This window comes from Shouchella tritolerans (assembly GCF_025770735.1).
In the GTDB taxonomy this organism is placed as follows: domain Bacteria; phylum Bacillota; class Bacilli; order Bacillales; family Bacillaceae_D; genus Shouchella; species Shouchella tritolerans.
In genome coordinates this window covers 415616-429175 of the sequence record NZ_JAODPB010000002.1, presented here as the reverse complement: position 1 = coordinate 429175, position 13560 = coordinate 415616, and the positions used below count along the sequence as shown (strand labels likewise).

At 45.3% G+C, this 13560-nt stretch carries 19 protein-coding genes, 1 pseudogene and 1 riboswitch; of the genes and pseudogenes, 6 read left to right on the top strand and 14 right to left on the bottom strand.

Features of this window, described 5'->3' with window-relative positions; all coding sequences use genetic code 11:
* Positions 1 to 86: 86 nt before the first annotated feature.
* The gene (gene fumC, locus N6H06_RS08490) at positions 87 to 1475 is read left to right on the top strand and encodes a class II fumarate hydratase (protein WP_062747206.1); all 1389 of its coding nucleotides are present in this window, start codon (positions 87 to 89) and stop codon (positions 1473 to 1475) included.
* Positions 1476 to 1574: 99 nt separating this feature from the next.
* Here fumC and N6H06_RS08485 read toward each other — a convergent pair whose 3' ends face one another.
* The gene (locus N6H06_RS08485) at positions 1575 to 1799 is read right to left on the bottom strand and encodes a helix-turn-helix domain-containing protein (RefSeq protein ID WP_011246588.1); all 225 of its coding nucleotides are present in this window, start codon (positions 1797 to 1799) and stop codon (positions 1575 to 1577) included.
* 152 nt (positions 1800 to 1951) lie between these two features.
* Between N6H06_RS08485 and N6H06_RS08480 the strand changes: the two genes are divergently transcribed.
* Positions 1952 to 2257, top strand: a complete 306-nt coding sequence (locus tag N6H06_RS08480; protein ID WP_062747207.1) for a helix-turn-helix domain-containing protein — start codon at positions 1952 to 1954, stop codon at positions 2255 to 2257.
* A 6-nt stretch (positions 2258 to 2263) separates the two neighbouring features.
* Here the strand turns inward: N6H06_RS08480 and N6H06_RS08475 are convergent, their stop codons facing one another.
* A complete protein-coding gene (locus N6H06_RS08475; protein ID WP_011246586.1) occupies positions 2264 to 2455 on the bottom strand; it encodes a hypothetical protein in 192 nt (63 codons plus the stop codon).
* A 153-nt stretch (positions 2456 to 2608) separates the two neighbouring features.
* On the opposite strand from N6H06_RS08475, the gene N6H06_RS08470 reads away from it, so the two are divergent.
* The 3 genes from N6H06_RS08470 to N6H06_RS08460 all read left to right on the top strand — a co-directional run bounded on the left by N6H06_RS08470 (position 2609) and on the right by N6H06_RS08460 (position 4407).
* Positions 2609 to 3340, top strand: coding sequence for an alpha/beta hydrolase (locus tag N6H06_RS08470; protein WP_212953402.1), 732 nt, complete (start codon positions 2609 to 2611; stop codon positions 3338 to 3340).
* Between the two features lie 107 nt (positions 3341 to 3447).
* Positions 3448 to 3963, top strand: coding sequence for a YjcG family protein (locus tag N6H06_RS08465; protein WP_212953400.1), 516 nt, complete (start codon positions 3448 to 3450; stop codon positions 3961 to 3963).
* A 6-nt stretch (positions 3964 to 3969) separates the two neighbouring features.
* Positions 3970 to 4407 carry a GNAT family N-acetyltransferase gene (locus N6H06_RS08460; protein ID WP_263706042.1) on the top strand — a complete coding sequence of 146 codons (438 nt, stop codon included), beginning with the start codon at positions 3970 to 3972 and terminating at the stop codon, positions 4405 to 4407.
* Between the two features lie 81 nt (positions 4408 to 4488).
* Here the strand turns inward: N6H06_RS08460 and N6H06_RS08455 are convergent, their stop codons facing one another.
* The 12 genes and pseudogenes from N6H06_RS08455 to N6H06_RS08400 all read right to left on the bottom strand — a co-directional run bounded on the left by N6H06_RS08455 (position 4489) and on the right by N6H06_RS08400 (position 13047).
* Positions 4489 to 4806 carry an MTH1187 family thiamine-binding protein gene (locus N6H06_RS08455; RefSeq protein WP_062747915.1) on the bottom strand — a complete coding sequence of 106 codons (318 nt, stop codon included), beginning with the start codon at positions 4804 to 4806 and terminating at the stop codon, positions 4489 to 4491.
* A 78-nt stretch (positions 4807 to 4884) separates the two neighbouring features.
* Positions 4885 to 5391, bottom strand: a pseudogene (locus N6H06_RS08450) (DUF1385 domain-containing protein); the annotation flags it as partial.
* Positions 5392 to 5539: 148 nt separating this feature from the next.
* On the bottom strand, positions 5540 to 6097 hold the full coding sequence (locus N6H06_RS08445; RefSeq protein ID WP_062747214.1) for a hypothetical protein: 558 nt from the start codon (positions 6095 to 6097) through the stop codon (positions 5540 to 5542).
* Positions 6094 to 6912, bottom strand: a complete 819-nt coding sequence (thiD, locus tag N6H06_RS08440; protein ID WP_062747216.1) for a bifunctional hydroxymethylpyrimidine kinase/phosphomethylpyrimidine kinase — start codon at positions 6910 to 6912, stop codon at positions 6094 to 6096. The genes N6H06_RS08445 and thiD overlap by 4 nt, the downstream gene beginning before the upstream one ends.
* 20 nt (positions 6913 to 6932) lie before the next feature.
* Entirely contained in the window at positions 6933 to 8039 is a 1107-nt protein-coding gene (thiO, locus tag N6H06_RS08435; RefSeq protein WP_263706041.1) for a glycine oxidase ThiO, read from the bottom strand.
* 5 nt (positions 8040 to 8044) lie between these two features.
* The gene (locus N6H06_RS08430) at positions 8045 to 8836 is read right to left on the bottom strand and encodes a thiazole synthase (protein WP_263706040.1); all 792 of its coding nucleotides are present in this window, start codon (positions 8834 to 8836) and stop codon (positions 8045 to 8047) included.
* A gap of 2 nt (positions 8837 to 8838) precedes the next feature.
* Entirely contained in the window at positions 8839 to 9036 is a 198-nt protein-coding gene (gene thiS / locus N6H06_RS08425) for a sulfur carrier protein ThiS (protein WP_263706039.1), read from the bottom strand.
* Positions 9033 to 9662: a thiamine phosphate synthase gene (gene thiE / locus N6H06_RS08420; protein WP_263706038.1), complete on the bottom strand. Its 630-nt coding sequence runs from the start codon at positions 9660 to 9662 to the stop codon at positions 9033 to 9035. Before thiE ends, thiS begins: the two co-directional genes overlap by 4 nt.
* A gap of 71 nt (positions 9663 to 9733) precedes the next feature.
* Positions 9734 to 9845: riboswitch (TPP riboswitch) on the bottom strand.
* 55 nt (positions 9846 to 9900) lie between these two features.
* Positions 9901 to 11313, bottom strand: a complete 1413-nt coding sequence (gene aspA / locus N6H06_RS08415) for an aspartate ammonia-lyase (protein ID WP_062747225.1) — start codon at positions 11311 to 11313, stop codon at positions 9901 to 9903.
* A 23-nt stretch (positions 11314 to 11336) separates the two neighbouring features.
* Positions 11337 to 12314, bottom strand: a complete 978-nt coding sequence (locus tag N6H06_RS08410) for an ROK family glucokinase (protein ID WP_263706037.1) — start codon at positions 12312 to 12314, stop codon at positions 11337 to 11339.
* Complete coding sequence (locus N6H06_RS08405; protein ID WP_062747228.1) at positions 12307 to 12519, bottom strand: YqgQ family protein; 213 nt, start codon at positions 12517 to 12519, stop codon at positions 12307 to 12309. The genes N6H06_RS08410 and N6H06_RS08405 overlap by 8 nt, the downstream gene beginning before the upstream one ends.
* An 18-nt stretch (positions 12520 to 12537) precedes the next feature.
* Complete coding sequence (locus N6H06_RS08400) at positions 12538 to 13047, bottom strand: hypothetical protein (protein WP_062747230.1); 510 nt, start codon at positions 13045 to 13047, stop codon at positions 12538 to 12540.
* Positions 13048 to 13160: 113 nt separating this feature from the next.
* Here N6H06_RS08400 and N6H06_RS08395 point away from each other — a divergent pair, with 113 nt between their 5' ends.
* Positions 13161 to 13559, top strand: coding sequence for a YueI family protein (locus N6H06_RS08395; protein ID WP_062747232.1), 399 nt, complete (start codon positions 13161 to 13163; stop codon positions 13557 to 13559).
* The last annotated feature ends 1 nt before the right edge of the window (position 13560 follow it).

The window sequence follows — 13560 nt, the reverse complement described above, 5'->3', positions numbered from 1 at the left end:
CTGTTTTCATTAAGTTTTACCTGCAATTCTGGTATGATAGATTTGGAGTTTGTAATTCATTTCGATTATAAAAAAGGGTGATGAAAATGGAAACGCGTACAGAAAGAGATACAATCGGCGAAATCGAAGTTCCAGCAGACCGTTTTTGGGGCGCACAAACACAACGTAGCCTGGAAAACTTTAAAATTGGCACCGAAAAAATTCCTTTTGAAGTTGTTCTCGCCTTCGCCCACTTGAAGAAAGCTGCAGCCATTGTCAACGGGCGCTTAAAAGGACTCGACTCTCGCAAAGTTGAAGCGATTACATATGCAGCCGATAAAATCATTGAGGGCGGACTAGAAGATCATTTCCCTTTAGTTGTCTGGCAAACAGGTAGCGGCACGCAGTCTAACATGAATATGAATGAAGTGCTGGCTTACTTAGCAAACCAATACTTAGATGAAAATGGACATCATGATGTTCGTGTCCATCCGAACGACGATGTCAACCACTCACAAAGTTCAAACGATACATTTCCAACAGCAATGCATGTCGCTACTGTTGTTTTTGCGGAAGAAAACCTCCTTCCAGCGATTCGCGCCTTTAAAGAAACACTTGCTGAAAAAGAAGAGGCCTTTTCGGATGTTGTTAAAATTGGCCGTACACACTTGCAAGATGCGACTCCGCTCACATTTGGGCAAGAAATTAGCGGTTGGAAACATATGCTCCAAACATGCGAAACACTGATTAGCGAAGCACTTGAACATGTACGTTCTCTCACGATCGGCGGAACGGCTGTTGGCACTGGCCTAAACGCGCCAGTCGGTTTTAGCAAAGAAGTTTCTGCTCAACTTACAAAGCAAACAGGCGTCGCCTTTAAAGCATCGGAAAACTTTTTCCATGGCTTGACAAGCCATGACGAGCTCGTCCATTTTCATGGCGCGCTGAAAGCACTGGCTGCCGATGCGTTTAAAATTGCAAATGACATTCGCTTGCTTGCAAGCGGGCCGCGCTGTGGCATTGGTGAAGTGTTGATTCCTGCCAATGAACCAGGTAGCTCAATTATGCCTGGGAAAGTCAATCCGACGCAAAGTGAAGCGTTAACGATGGTAGCAGCCCAAGTGATGGGGAACGATGCGGCAGTCGGCTTTGCCGCAAGCCAAGGCCATTTTCAGCTAAATGTGTTTAAACCAGTCATTATTTACAATGTCCTTCAATCGATGCGTCTTCTTGCAGACGGGCTCAACAACTTCCGCAACAAATGTTTAGTTGGCCTAAAAGCAGACGAAGAAAAAATGGCGCAATTGTTAAATGAATCCCTTATGCTTGTGACTGCCCTTAACCCACACATCGGCTACGAAAATGCCGCAAAAATTGCGAAAAAAGCACATGCTGAAAACACAACGCTTAAAGAAGCTGCTATTGAGTCAGGGTTGCTGACTGAAGAGCAATTTGACGAATATGTAGTTCCAAAGGAAATGATTGCCCCAAAATAAACAAAAAAGCAGGCTGACATGCCTGCTTTTTTTATTGGAAGAGCGGACTCAAGGAGGCTGAATCAAACTGTGCTGGCTCTTCTTTAAACAAGAAAATACTTATTTCTTTTCTTGGCGAATCGCTTTAAAACGCGTTGCTTCAAAAAGTTCTTCCCGGTCAACGCTAAATAATTTTGCAATTAGCTTCGCGATTTCAGCGCTGACTTGGCGCTTGCCCGATTCAATTTGCGACAAATATCCCGCTGAAATCCCTACCTCTTTTGCTACTTCCTCAAGGCTGTAGCCTTTTTTGGTTCGCAAAATTCGAATGCTACTTTCACTCATCGTTCTTCCTCCTTGAGTTCTTCAATAAACACATCATTACTTATTTTACTACGCAATCAGCAATTCCTTCAATTCATTTCGCGTATTGCTTCTTTATTTTACAGATTGCAAAGTATAATGGAACAAGCTTCAATGAAAGGAGAATGGACGGCATGTTTGCATCACGATTAAAAGAATGCCGCATTAAAAAGCAGTTGACAATGAAAGAACTGGGCCAAGCGTTAAATATGGCACAATCTACAATTTCAGGTTATGAGAATGGCACAAGAAAACCTGACTTAGACAATTTGGCCCGTCTTGCCGACTACTTTAATGTTAGCACTGATTATTTGATAGGCCGACTGGACTCAAACGATTCCTTTATACTCCATTCTGATCAGCTCACTAGCGATGAAAAATTGTTTCTAGCAGATTGCTTGCAGCTATACAGAAAACATTGTGCAACAAACAAGGTATAAACGAATTTACATGACTTCATCATACGTGTAACGAACTACATACTTATTTGATCGTAGCTTTTTAACTTCAACTAAAGGGCCAATTTCATATCCATTCTGCCAATTATCCTCCAATTTCGCTTTTACGCAACCAGCTTGAAATTTGGAACGGAAAATTTCTTTATAATAAACCCAGTGGGGTTTTCGACGTTTGATCATTTTACTCCTCCATTCGTCACATGCGTCATCCTTTTTAGGTTGTCCATTTTTTTCTATTTTATCATAGACAGACGCTTGAATAGACGAAATTACCTGGCTTTGACAAAAGTATGTTAAACTAAGCTAAAGCCCGTTAAGAAAGGACGTTGCATCATGGCAGGTTTAAATGGACAGTTATCTGAGCTGAAAATTGAAAGTACATACTTGGCGGAAATGATTCCTTTATCGATCTATAAACCGCCCCATTATACACCGTTAAAATCGTACAGACTCTTGATTTGCCAAGATGGCCAAGACTATTTCCGCTTAGGGCGCATTCCGCGCCAAGCGGAGGCATTAATGGAAGAAGGAGATATTGAGGAAGTTGTTATTGTCGGTGTCCCTTACCCTTCTGTGCCGACTAGAAGAAAATGGTACCATCCAGAAGGTGAAGACGCCGAAAACTATCGACGCTTTCTCGCATGTGAGCTACTCCCTTTTCTCGAACAAGAAATTTCAACAGAACCACTCCCAGAAGCACGCATACTTGCGGGGGATTCCCTTGCTGCAACCGTGTCGTTGCAAACGGCGCTTGAATACCCAAACATTTTCGGAAAAGTTGTGCTCCATTCCCCCTTTGTTTCTGAGCAAGTACTTGAACAAGTAAATCAGTTTTCTAACAGCGACTCGTTAACCATCTACCATGTAATTGGGCTAGAGGAGACAGAAGTGACTTTAACAAACGGGGATGTAGCTGATTTTTTGACGCCTAACCGCAGATTAAATAAACTGCTTGAACAAGGTCCCTTTTCGTATACGTACTATGAGTTCCAAGGCAATCATACGTGGACATATTGGCAGAAGGATTTGCCTCGGGCGCTGCAAACGGTGTTGCCGCTCTCCTAGCTTACAAGAGAGAGTGCGTGCAGCTGCCTTTTGTTTTTTGCTAATAAAAGTGTGTAAACAAGCGAAACCGTTCTGATATCATCTAAAAATCGAGGGGGGTTTTTTACTTGAATTACAGCATTGTCATGTTCCCATCTAAACCGTTCCAAGACACGGCAAACGGCTATAGGCGGCGTTATGACGCCCATTACGCAAACATACCGCCACATCTTACCCTAAAAGAACGTTTTTCAATTGCCGAGGAGGAACGACCTAAAATCATTGAGGCGTTACGGACCATTGGGAAAAGCCATAAACCAATTGCCATTGACGTTTATAAAGTCGACACGTTTTATCCTCAGTCAACAACCATTTATTATAAAATCAAAGAAAACGATGGCTTGCTTGCTCTTTATGAAGCTTTACACCGCCATCCGTTTCCGCGCAAGCGGGCGCATCCTGTATTTATTCCCCACATCACGATTGCCCAAGGATTGCCCCAATCAGAGCATGCTGATATTGTTGGTCAATTGAAAATGATCGATGTTTCCCACCAAGAAACAATTGATCGCTTTCAATTGCTCAAACAACTTGACAACGGTTCATGGGCTGTTTATGAAACATTTTTTTTAGAAGGAGATTAAGAGGGAATGACTTATTGTACGAAAGTTGCCGCTAGCGCGCAAGAACACTCGGACTGCGCCAGTGTGCGGCACTATGTATTCATTGTAGAACAAGGCGTCTCCCCTTCCATTGAACGGGATCAGTATGACGAGTCTGCTACACACATCATCATGTACGACGGAAAAACACCGATCGGTACAGGGCGTGTCCGCTTATTGGCTAATGAGGAGGCGAAAATTGAACGGGTTTGTGTGATCAAAGAAAAGCGTCAGTCAGGTGCAGGGAAACAATTAATGACGGCGCTTGAGGAAGCAAGCGCGAGAATGGGGGCAAAAGCAGCAAAGCTCCATGCTCAAACCCACGCGAGCTATTTTTATGAAAAGCTTGGTTACACAGTAACTTCCCCTGAATTTATTGATGCTGGCATCCCCCATGTGACGATGAGCAAACCTCTTAATAGCTGACTGATAGAAAACGCTTGTCATACGAGGAGTGCAGGCGAGGGAAGAAGCGAATAGAACAATAGCTGGAGACTCTGTCTCCAGCTATTGTTCTATTCGCTTCTCTTGCACAGATTTACGTTTTCCTTCCATCGTTAAAGGCTGATCGCGGCGGTCGTCAATACGAATCGATGTTGCCGTCCTCAAGGCTCCTTGTTCAAACGGTGCTTCATGGATTTTTTGGATCACTTCAAATAACACAGGCAGCTCTGCCTCAATCAACGTGCTCATAGGGGTAAGCTCGTAACGGATTTGCTTTTCTTTCCGATAGGAGTCAAGCACTTGTTGGATATATGCTACATAAGCGCTAACGCTTGTAGAAGAAGTACCAATTGGAATGATCGATACGTCTGCAATTGCCATTCTCTTGTTCTCCTTTTGCGGAAGCCTCCGCTTTTTTATGTTTTCCGGAAAAGCCAAATAGCCTAACTGTTGATAGGCGGCGATCGCGCATTGAAGATGCTTCTCGCCAGGCTCTTTCGTTGTCACATGAAGTTGCAACCAGTAGGAAAGAATTAAAACGACCTTCTCGAACCATTTTAGCCACGGCTTGCGGTGAAAAAGTTGATAAAAGACAACAATAGCCAGAGCCGCATAGGAGGAAACCATTAGCGCTTGTTCTATTGGCGTGAACAAGGAAAGCCCCCCGCTTAGAAGGAAGACGCTTAAAAAATAGACGACAACGAGCCCGGTGGAACAACCACGATTGCGAATATCCGCTCTTTTTATCGCCTTTAATCGTTCCGTACAAATACGCCCTCTTGCACTAAACACTTTATGCTCTGCTCCATGGTACTTTTTTAACGGCTCAGGAAATAGAAAATGCCCAGCAAACAATAAATAAAAGAACGTATAAACAGGCAACCCATTCCAGCCGCTTGGAACGATTTTGGGCCCAATGATCAAACACAGCAGTGCGACAAAGAGCACGACGAACCGAAATGGCATGGTTTTCACAATCAGTTTGCCAGCTTGTAAATAAGCTGGCATTCCGGCAGGCTTTCCCCACGAATGTAGCTTGCCCTGTTTATCATAGTAGGCACAAGACAAAAAGCCTGCCCCGCTGTAAAAAATCCCCACATTAAACGACATGCCGCTAATCCGCAAGCAACTCACCTAATTCCACCGTTTTTACCCAATGCTGAACGTTTTTGGCACTACCAAAAGAAGGTGCTTCAAAAGTAGCGTCCTCCATTGTCAACGGTTCATGGTTCGTCCACGTATGTAGAACAGAAATGGTGATGTCTTCAGCAGAAGCAGGCAACGGTTGGACAATCGTGCCCCTCGTGCCAATACTTTGATGTTCTGCCATTTCTGTCGGGTATGCAAAAATAATCCCGTTTTCAACACGCTCGCCTTTATAGCGATGTTGTTCTTCTATATCAAGCACTGCCTCGCCAACTTCCACTTCATCTCCCCCAGTAAAGGCAATGCCAATATAGTCGGTTCCATACATGCCTTCTGCTGGCATTTGCGGCCAGCTCCATTCAAGTGACAACGTACCGTCTTCCGCCCGTTCAGCAACCAATTCAATTTCAGCTTTAAGCTGTTCGTTCGTCATCGTTTCTTCTTGGTTCAAGTAATAAATACCGCTTAAAGCGATCGCGATCATTAAAATGACCGGCAATATCAATACGACTATATGCTTTCTCAATTGCAACCCCCTTCTTGGCCAAGGCGGCGATAAGCAGCATGATCGGTCGGGCCGATTCCGGCTCCTAATGGGATTCCTTCCGAAATCGCGGCAGTCACATACGCTTTTGCTGTTTTAGCTGCTTCGATTGGCTTTCTCCCTTTTGCGAGTTCTGCTGCTATCGCTGAAGCAAACGTACAACCAGTCCCATGTGTATGCTTTCTGTCTAGCCGTTTTGCCTTTAACTCAAAGAAAGCTTGGCCATCATAGCATAAATCAATCGCTTCCCCTTGTTGCAAATGGCCACCTTTCAAAATGACCAGCTTAGGCCCCATTTTATGCAATTGTACCGCGGCTGCTTTCATTTCAGCAATGGTTTTACATTCTGGTTTATTAAGGAGCATGGCCGTTTCAGGCAAATTAGGCGTAAATACAGTCGCAAGTGGCAAAAGCTTTTGTACAAGCACCTGTTGGCCTTTCGCCGAAAGAAGCGCTGTTCCACTTGTCGAAGCCATGACAGGATCAACGACGATGTTAGCCACTCCATAGGTTTTCGCCAATTCAGCCACCGTCGTGACAATGTCTGCATTGACCAACATGCCTGTCTTGATGACATGAACACCGATATCACTTAATACCGCTTCAATTTGGTCCCGTACAATCGTGGCATCAAGTCCTTGCCACGATTGTACGCCAGTTGTATTTTGGGCTGTAATTGCAGTAATGGCAGTAGCAGCATAAACGCCAAGCTCTTGGCATGTTTTTATATCAGCTTGAATGCCAGCGCCGCCGCTGGAATCTGAACCAGCAACGGAGAGGACTGTTGGAATTGGCATCAGTACGCCTCCTTTTATGACTACGAAAAACGTTCTGGCTCAAAAAGGGCGATTGGTACAGGTGGCTTTTGCCCAGCCAACTGCGCACTCGCTATTTTTGCGGTAATAGCGCTTAATAAAATGCCGTTCCGGTAATGGCCACAAGCCATAAAAACGCGGGGATGGTTGCGGAGAAAACCGATAAGCGGATAACCGTCTTGTGTCGCCGGCCTAAGGCCAGCCCATTTATGAAACGGCGTAAGTTCAGCTAAAAAGGGGACCATCTTATGGTTCCAATTTGTTAGGCGGCGAATGCCCTTGTCGGTAATTTCTGTTTGAAAGCCAGCGATATCTTCAGATGCACCATTGACAAGTGTGCCATTTGCTTTTGGGACAAGATACCCTTGGCTTGTGTATAAAATGTGGCGAACACGGCCTGGTTCAATATTGTAAGCACAAATCTGCCCTCTTATTGGATAAATGGGCAAGTTAAGGCCAAGCTGGCTTTCTAGCTCTTTCGCCCATGCACCTGTCGCCACAACGAGCTGGTCTGCTGTAAAACGTTGCCCTGAAGCGCTTTGTAGCTCGATGTAGGGCTCTGTTTTTACGAGTGAAACGTGTTTGAGCTGCTCATAAATGTGGACGCCGCGATTTCTACAAGCCTGTTGCAACGCCTTTACATAATCAGGCGCGTAGACATGAGCTTCTTCTGGATAGTGGATCGCACCAATCATGTCTTCAGCAAGCTCAGGCTCTTTCTTCTTCAACTCTTCGCGTGTCAATACCTCGACTTTCGCCCCAAATTCCTCTTGCCATGCTTTTCTGGTGGCAAGTGACAACAAATCAGCTTCATGATAAACGCAATGAAGGCTCCCTGATTCTGTAAATTCAAACGTCATGCCTGACTCCTGTTTCACTAACGCTTGCCATTCTTTAAAAGCACGCAAACTCGCTAAACAGAGGCGAAAAAAATCATCTGGATCCTCGCCAATTTCTGAATACGGGGCAAGCATGCCTGCAGCTGCGCCAGATGCCTGCCCGCCACATGTGTTTATTTCTAGGACAGAAACAGCCTTGCCGTCCATCGCTAACTGAAAAGCAACAGACAACCCAATAACGCCGCCCCCTAAAACAATTGTATGCTCCATTTAGACTACCCCTTACTGTGAACGGACAGTAAATGGTCAAGCTGGCTGCTTGCTGTCGCATAACGCTTCATCGGTATGCGCCCTGCTTCGTAGGACAACAAACCGGCTTCAATGGCTTGTTTCATTGCCAGCGCCATTTTTACTGGATCCTTCGCTTTCGCTACTGCCGTGTTCATTAATACTCCATCTGCTCCTAATTCCATTGCCTTGGCGACATCGCTTGCTGAACCGAGGCCAGCATCCACGATGATCGGTACAGAAGCCTCCTCGACAATTACGCCAAGGTTATACGGGTTTAATATGCCGAGGCCTGTGCCAATTGGAGAAGCTCCAGGCATAACTGCCGCTGCACCAGCTTCCTCAAGTTTTTTGCAAAGAATTGGGTCATCTGATGTATACGGCAATACAGTAAACCCTTCTTTTGCTAAAGCTTCAGTCGCTTTTAATGTCTCGATTGGATCAGGCAAAAGCGTTTTTTCAGATACGCTGATTTCGACTTTGATCCAATCACTCAGCCCAGCAGCTCGGGCCAAACGAGCAATACGGATTGCCTCTTCAGCGTTATTCGCTCCTGATGTGTTTGGCAAGTATTGAAAAGTGCGCCCTTCTAAATGCTGCAAAATCGCATCCTCATCAGGGTGTTCTAAGTTAATGCGGCGAATGGCAAACGTTAAAACATCCGCGCCAGAGGCTTTAATGGCTTCATTTTGAACAACCGGGTTTGGATAACGGCCTGTCCCAATGAAAAACCGCGATGACAGCGTTTTTCCACCAATAGCAAGTGGTGCTTTTTTCATGTTTACCCTCCCCCTACGAAATGGACTAGCTCGATTTTCATTCCTTCGCTCAAAGAAGTGGCCTCCCAGTCAACCCGGTCAATAATCGTCCCATTGACTTCCGCCACCACTAGTTGGCTCGCTAAGCCAAACTCAGAAACAAGTTCGCTAAGCGTTGTGCTTTCTGTAATTCGTTCTTCACCATTCACGACTAATTTCATTGACTTGCCTCCTCCATCGCAGCGAGCAACGCTTGACTAGCTGCTTTGACGTCACTGGCAGCAACAATTTCGGTGATGACGCAAATCGCTTCAGCACCAGCCTCGATTACTTCACGGACATTATGACGCTTGATCCCGCCAATTGCCACAAACGGAATCGTCACATGTTCCTTTACTTCGCGAATATAAGCAGTTGTAACCGGGTCTACTACATCCGCTTTACTGTTTGTTGGAAAAATCGGGCCGACGCCAATATAATTGGCTCCGTTCTTTTCAGCTTCAAGCGCCTCTTCCAGCTTGTGGGTAGAAACGCCAATGATTTTGTCTGGCCCCAGCAATTTTCTCACTTCTGGAAGGGGCAAATCATCTTGTCCAACATGGACGCCGCTTGCGTCGACGGCAAGGGCGACATCAATATGGTCATTGACAATAAACGGAATTCCATAATCCGCCGCAAGCTTTTTTAGCCTACGGGCTTTTTCCAAGACAGCCTTTTTGCTGCTCGTTTTATCACGAAGCTGAATAATGTCAACCCCACCTTGGATGGCTTCTTCCATCACTTCTACGACATCGCGTCCAGGATGGAATTCTTCTCCTGTAATCGCGTAAAGTCGAAAAGGCTTCATGTTGTTCACTCCTTTTGCAAAATAAAAAGGCCAAAGCGAGAAGCTTCGGCCACATGCAAGCATGTCATTCAATCACGGCAAACCGACTTCCCTCCGCTGGCATCACCCAGATCAGGTTATTAGGGTAAAAGAAATACGTTCTAATTCTCAGCCTAACTTCATTAGGCACCCCTAGTCTTTCTATTTCATTATCGCATACAATGATCCATTTGCAAAAGCAAAAGTCGCTCTTTAGTGGTTACAATGATAAAAAACGGGAACCCGCGATACCCGGTTTCGTCATTTCTTTTGGATCAAGAATTTCGTTCAACTCTTCCTCTGAAAGGATGCCCCTTTCAAGGCAAATTTCCCTGACTGGTCGCCCTGTTTCGATTGCCTCTTTAGCAACACGAGTCGCAACTTCATAGCCGACATGGGGATTGATTGCCGTCACAATACCGACACTATGCTCAACGAGTTCGCGACACCGTTCCACATTAGCCGTAATGCCGGAAATGGCGTAATCCTTAAAGACGCGCATGCCGTTTTGTAGCACCGTTAATGATTGCAGTAAATTAAAAACGAGTACTGGTTCCATCACGTTTAGTTCAAGTTGGCCCGCTTCTGAAGCAAGGCTGATCGTATGGTCATTGCCGATAACTTGAAAAGAGAGCTGGTTAATGACTTCACACATGACCGGATTAACTTTTCCGGGCATGATCGATGAACCCGGCTGTCGTGGTGGTAAATTGATTTCATTCAATCCGGTCCGCGGGCCCGAGCTCATTAAACGTAAGTCATTCGCGATTTTTGATAAATTAATGGCTAAAATTTTTAACGAACTAGAAAGCTCCGTATATGCATCTGTATTTTGTGTGGCATCAACAAGGTCCTCCGCCGTTTTCAACGGTAATTGAGTCAAGTCAGCCAAATGTTTTGCCACTCTTTCAATGTATTCCGGTTTTGCGTTCAAGCCAGTTCCTACAGCCGTTGCACCCATATTGACTTCGTGGAGGTGGTCTGCCGAACGGCTTACCCGTTTTAAATCACGGGCTAGCACTCTGCGGTACGAGCCAAATTCCTGCCCTAATCGGATAGGAACTGCGTCTTGTAAATGGGTCCGTCCCATTTTTAGGACGCTGTCAAATTCTTCGGCTTTCGCGTCCATTTCGTTGATCAATTTGTGCAATTCTTCCGTCAAGCCCCGTGTCATATTTAAAGCGGCAATATGAATCGCTGTCGGGAATGAATCATTGGTAGACTGGGCCATGTTGACGTGTGTATTAGGGCTGACTTTTAAATAATCGCCTTTTTCGCCGCCAAGAATTTCAATCGCCCGGTTAGCAATGACTTCGTTGGCATTCATATTAAACGACGTGCCGGCGCCTCCTTGGATTGAATCGACAATAAAATGATCATTCAAACGCCCTTCAATCACTTCATCGCTTGCCTTGATAATGGCTTCAGCAATGTGAGGACGCAGGACACCGACATCGCGGTTTGCAAGGGCAGCCGCTTTTTTCACATAGCCAAAAGCGCGAATAAGCTCAGGGTGGGGCGGATAGCCGGTAATCGGAAAATTATCTTTTGCCCGCAGCGATTGGATGCCATAATAAGCATGTTTCGGTACTTGTTTTTCTCCTAGTAAGTCTCGTTCAACCCGGTACTCCATTTCATGCGACTCCTTTTTCTCATTCACTTTTTTCCTAATGTCTCATCTTCTTGTGTTGCTTTTGCTTGAATAGCAAGCCAAACAGCACCGTAAATCCCAGCGTCATTCCCTAAATGGGCCAATTTGATTTCAGCACTCTCGGAAACACGGGGCAACGCAAATTGCTTAAATACGGTGCGAAGCGGGGCAAGCAAGCTTTCTTTTGCTTTAGAAACACCACCGCCGATAATGATTTTGGTCGGATTGAGCGCATTAGCCAGATTCGCTATCGCAAAACCAAGGTGGAAGGTTGCTTCACTTACCACATCCTTAGCAAGAGCATCGCCAGCTTTAGCGGCATCGAAAATGTCCTTTGTCGTTAATTTCCCTTCTCCAATGCTATGCAAAGAGCTATCTAAATTTGTTGTTAACTTTTCCTTGGCAATCCGTAAAATGCCTGTTGCCGAAGATACGGTCTCCAGGCAGCCCGTCTTGCCACAATTGCACGGTGCCCCTCCTTTCGGGATGACCGTTATGTGGCCAATTTCGCCGCCCATTCCATTTGCGCCGTGGAGAATTTGCCCTCTTGTAATAATTCCACCGCCGACGCCTGTACCAAGCGTGATGAACAACTCTTCTTCAGCACCATCCCCAGCGCCGCGCCATTTTTCTCCAAGTGCAGCCAAATTGGCATCATTGTCGACGCGGACAACCACTCCAAGAGCGCGTTCAAGCTCTTCCCTTAGTGGATAGTTGCGCCAGCCAATATTAACGGCATGGTGAATAAAACCAGTTTCCATTTCAATGAATCCTGGCGCACCTACTCCAGCCCCTAACAAGGTTGCATGTTGCGGCAGCCGGCTTTGAATGCTTGCAACGATGTGATCGACAATGTGTTTGCCGTTTTCGCTCACGTCTGTGGGAATCTCCCATTTATCTTTTAACTCGCCTGTTTCCGTAAGAAACGCCAACTTTACGGTGGTACCACCAATGTCAATTCCTGCATAGTAGTCCTCAGTCATTTGCTCTCTCCCCCATTTTTGCAGCACGCTGTTCACGTTTTAATACAAGCATCGCTTGTTGGAATTCGACGCGTTCAATTAGGCCAAGTCGATGAAGCTCCTCCATTTCCATTTGCATCAACTGAATGTCTGCATCCAAATCCCTTGTATAAATGAAAGCGCCGTATTGCTTTAACAACTGCTTGACTTCGAAAAGCGTTTTCATTGGCTCACCTCTAGCTTATTATATCAGTTTCAGTACTGCAATAAAAAGAAATGAGATGAGAGGCAAGAATGCCGCAATGTAAACATTTCGTAGCCAACCCAATATCGTATTATACAACAATACGCCTAAAAAAACGCTTCCTGTAAACAAAATCGCCATTCCTAATGTAAAGAACGTGCCGAATCCTGCCGTTCCCCATTGTACGCCCATCAAGAAAAACAGAACAGCGGCAATGAAGCCGACTGGACTTACACCAGGACGATAGCCGCAAGTAGGATGATACGAACGAAACAAAGCGATGATAAACAAAAACGAGCACATGGCGATTACAATGTCCAAAAACCGCAAGCCAAGCCAATTTGGGCCAATCAGTGCGAGAAACATGCCGACATAAGCAAAAAAGAAAAAGCTAATGCTAGACACAGATAGGCCTAAAATAGGCGGGACAAATTTCATTGTGGCGACGATCCCGCCAATCGCGGCACCCAACACAAACACAAAAGCGGCCACCATAAATGCAAACCCCATGTGATCAACCCCTCATGAAAATTGTTAAACAATTGTACTACTATAGCTTATGTGCTTGGTTGAAAAATAAGGACATGAATGCCATGATGGAGATATAAAGAAGGAGTGGGAAAATGGGAAGAGATGTAAACGATCTATTAGAAAAAGCGATTTATGGAAATCCAGAAACAAAACCAGCGGAACGCCGTTTGTTTTTGACAACAATCTTTGAAAGGGTCTATATTGCTTTAACGAAAAAGCAAGTCCAGGCTGCCCCGGTATACAGTGAAGTCGAAAAAACAATGGCTAAGGCTAACAACCTCCATCTGTTTTTAAATGGCAACCTGGCTTACGGCGATTATGCAGCTTATATTAAAATGGCCGTCAGCCAGAACGTTCCCTACACGATTGTGAACCCGCCAACGCCGACACCTTTTGCCCTTGTTTTAGCTGACAAAAACCAGCCGGTGCAAAGAGCAGACCGTTTTATAAAAGATGACTTGTATGAAATAGACATGGCTGCTGCTGATTGAA

Bases quoted from the DNA above. Each gene is read 5' to 3' on its own strand.
- fumC (WP_062747206.1), top strand. From the start codon at position 87: ATGGAAACGCGTACAGAAAGAGATACAATCGGCGAAATCGAAGTTCCA.
- N6H06_RS08485 (WP_011246588.1), bottom strand. From the start codon at position 1,799: ATGAGTGAAAGTAGCATTCGAATTTTGCGAACCAAAAAAGGCTACAGC.
- N6H06_RS08480 (WP_062747207.1), top strand. From the start codon at position 1,952: ATGTTTGCATCACGATTAAAAGAATGCCGCATTAAAAAGCAGTTGACA.
- N6H06_RS08475 (WP_011246586.1), bottom strand. From the start codon at position 2,455: ATGATCAAACGTCGAAAACCCCACTGGGTTTATTATAAAGAAATTTTC.
- N6H06_RS08470 (WP_212953402.1), top strand. From the start codon at position 2,609: ATGGCAGGTTTAAATGGACAGTTATCTGAGCTGAAAATTGAAAGTACA.
- N6H06_RS08460 (WP_263706042.1), top strand. From the start codon at position 3,970: ATGACTTATTGTACGAAAGTTGCCGCTAGCGCGCAAGAACACTCGGAC.
- N6H06_RS08455 (WP_062747915.1), bottom strand. From the start codon at position 4,806: ATGGCAATTGCAGACGTATCGATCATTCCAATTGGTACTTCTTCTACA.
- thiD (WP_062747216.1), bottom strand. From the start codon at position 6,912: ATGCCAATTCCAACAGTCCTCTCCGTTGCTGGTTCAGATTCCAGCGGC.
- thiO (WP_263706041.1), bottom strand. From the start codon at position 8,039: ATGGAGCATACAATTGTTTTAGGGGGCGGCGTTATTGGGTTGTCTGTT.
- N6H06_RS08430 (WP_263706040.1), bottom strand. From the start codon at position 8,836: ATGAAAAAAGCACCACTTGCTATTGGTGGAAAAACGCTGTCATCGCGG.
- thiS (WP_263706039.1), bottom strand. From the start codon at position 9,036: ATGAAATTAGTCGTGAATGGTGAAGAACGAATTACAGAAAGCACAACG.
- thiE (WP_263706038.1), bottom strand. From the start codon at position 9,662: ATGAAGCCTTTTCGACTTTACGCGATTACAGGAGAAGAATTCCATCCT.
- aspA (WP_062747225.1), bottom strand. From the start codon at position 11,313: ATGGAGTACCGGGTTGAACGAGACTTACTAGGAGAAAAACAAGTACCG.
- N6H06_RS08410 (WP_263706037.1), bottom strand. From the start codon at position 12,314: ATGACTGAGGACTACTATGCAGGAATTGACATTGGTGGTACCACCGTA.
- N6H06_RS08405 (WP_062747228.1), bottom strand. From the start codon at position 12,519: ATGAAAACGCTTTTCGAAGTCAAGCAGTTGTTAAAGCAATACGGCGCT.
- N6H06_RS08400 (WP_062747230.1), bottom strand. From the start codon at position 13,047: ATGGGGTTTGCATTTATGGTGGCCGCTTTTGTGTTTGTGTTGGGTGCC.
- N6H06_RS08395 (WP_062747232.1), top strand. From the start codon at position 13,161: ATGGGAAGAGATGTAAACGATCTATTAGAAAAAGCGATTTATGGAAAT.